Genomic DNA, 1,279 nt, shown 5'->3' with positions numbered 1-1,279 from the left:
GCTTCGGCGAGCGGCACGAACACGCGCTCCCGATCGGCGCCGGCGAGCGCGTCGATGCCCGCGTCGAGCGACGCCGCGCGCCAGAATGCGGCGAGCGCGCGCGGCCCCTGCCGCTTCGCGCGGACCAGCAGCCAGGCCTTCATGAGGAGAAAGCACCAGCTGGCGACGGACATCGCCAGCAGCACATAGGCGACGGCGTGCGTGATCGCATCGCCGCTTTCGAGGTAGTGGACAACGCCGGTGGGAATCGCCATCGGAGTTTCCCCGTGAGGGTCAGCGCAGGCCGAGCACGTCCTGCATGTCGAACAGGCCGGCGCCGTGCGCCGACAGGAAGCGGACCGCACGCAGCGCGCCCTGCGCATACGACACGCGGCTCGACGACTTGTGCGTGATCTCGATCCGTTCGCCGATCCCGGCGAACAGCACGGTGTGATCGCCGACGATGTCGCCGCCGCGCACGGCCGCAAAGCCGATCGTCGACGGATCGCGTTCGCCCGTCACGCCTTGGCGGCCGTACACCGCGCAGTCGTCGAGCGAGCGCCCGAGCGCGCCGGCCACGGCTTCGCCCATCATCAGCGCGGTGCCCGACGGCGCGTCGACCTTGTGACGGTGGTGCGCCTCGATGATCTCGATGTCGTAGCCGTGCGAGAAATGCTTCGCCGCGAATTCGAGCAGCTTCAGCGTGACGTTCACGCCGACGCTCATGTTCGCCGCGAACACGATGCCGATCCTGGCCGCAGCGGCCTGCAGCTCGGCCTTCTGCTCGGCGGTGAAGCCGGTCGTGCCGATCACGAGCTTCACGTCGTGGCGCAGCGCGGCCGCGACGTGCGCGATCGTGCCTTCCGGCCGCGTGAAGTCGATCAGGTAGTCGGCCTGCGCGAACACGGCATCGAGGTCGTCGGTCAGCTTGATTCCGGTTTCCTTGCCGAGGAACGCGCCCGCGTCCTGGCCGAGGAACGGCGAATCGGCGCGGTCGAGCGCGCCGACGAGCTGCGCGTCGGAATCGTTGAGAACGGCTTCGATCAGCATCCGGCCCATACGGCCCGATGCACCGGCAATCGCAATCTTCATGGCTTTCTACACGACAGGTCTAAAGGCGGGCGGCGCATGCCGCCCTGTTTCCGCACGCCGGCCGCTTACTGGGGCGCGGTGAGCGGCTGGTTCTGCAGGTTGTCGGAGCCTTGCGGGCCGACGGGCGGCGCCGCTTCGTTCGACACGTTCGGCTGCGGCGGACGATGGAACTGGAACTGCGGCTGGATCGCCGGCGCGGCGCCCGGCA

General features: G+C 69.2%; 2 protein-coding genes and 1 pseudogene. All 3 read right to left on the bottom strand.

Going from position 1 to position 1,279, the window contains the following annotated elements; all coding sequences use genetic code 11:
* Positions 1–254: pseudogene (locus F3J14_RS35020) on the bottom strand (MotA/TolQ/ExbB proton channel family protein); the annotation flags it as partial.
* 19 nt (positions 255–273) lie between these two features.
* A complete protein-coding gene (gene dapB / locus F3J14_RS35015) occupies positions 274–1,071 on the bottom strand; it encodes a 4-hydroxy-tetrahydrodipicolinate reductase (protein WP_166726766.1) in 798 nt (265 codons plus the stop codon).
* 65 nt (positions 1,072–1,136) lie between these two features.
* Positions 1,137–1,279, bottom strand: a 143-nt coding sequence (locus F3J14_RS36025) for a cell envelope protein SmpA (RefSeq protein ID WP_166726765.1), incomplete at its 5' end; no start/stop codon positions are given.

The organism is Burkholderia sp. Tr-862 (assembly GCF_011753085.1).
In the GTDB taxonomy this organism is placed as follows: Bacteria; Pseudomonadota; Gammaproteobacteria; order Burkholderiales; family Burkholderiaceae; genus Burkholderia; species Burkholderia ambifaria.
The sequence above is the reverse complement of the archived record's forward strand: the minus strand, read 5'-3'. Positions and strand labels throughout refer to the sequence as shown.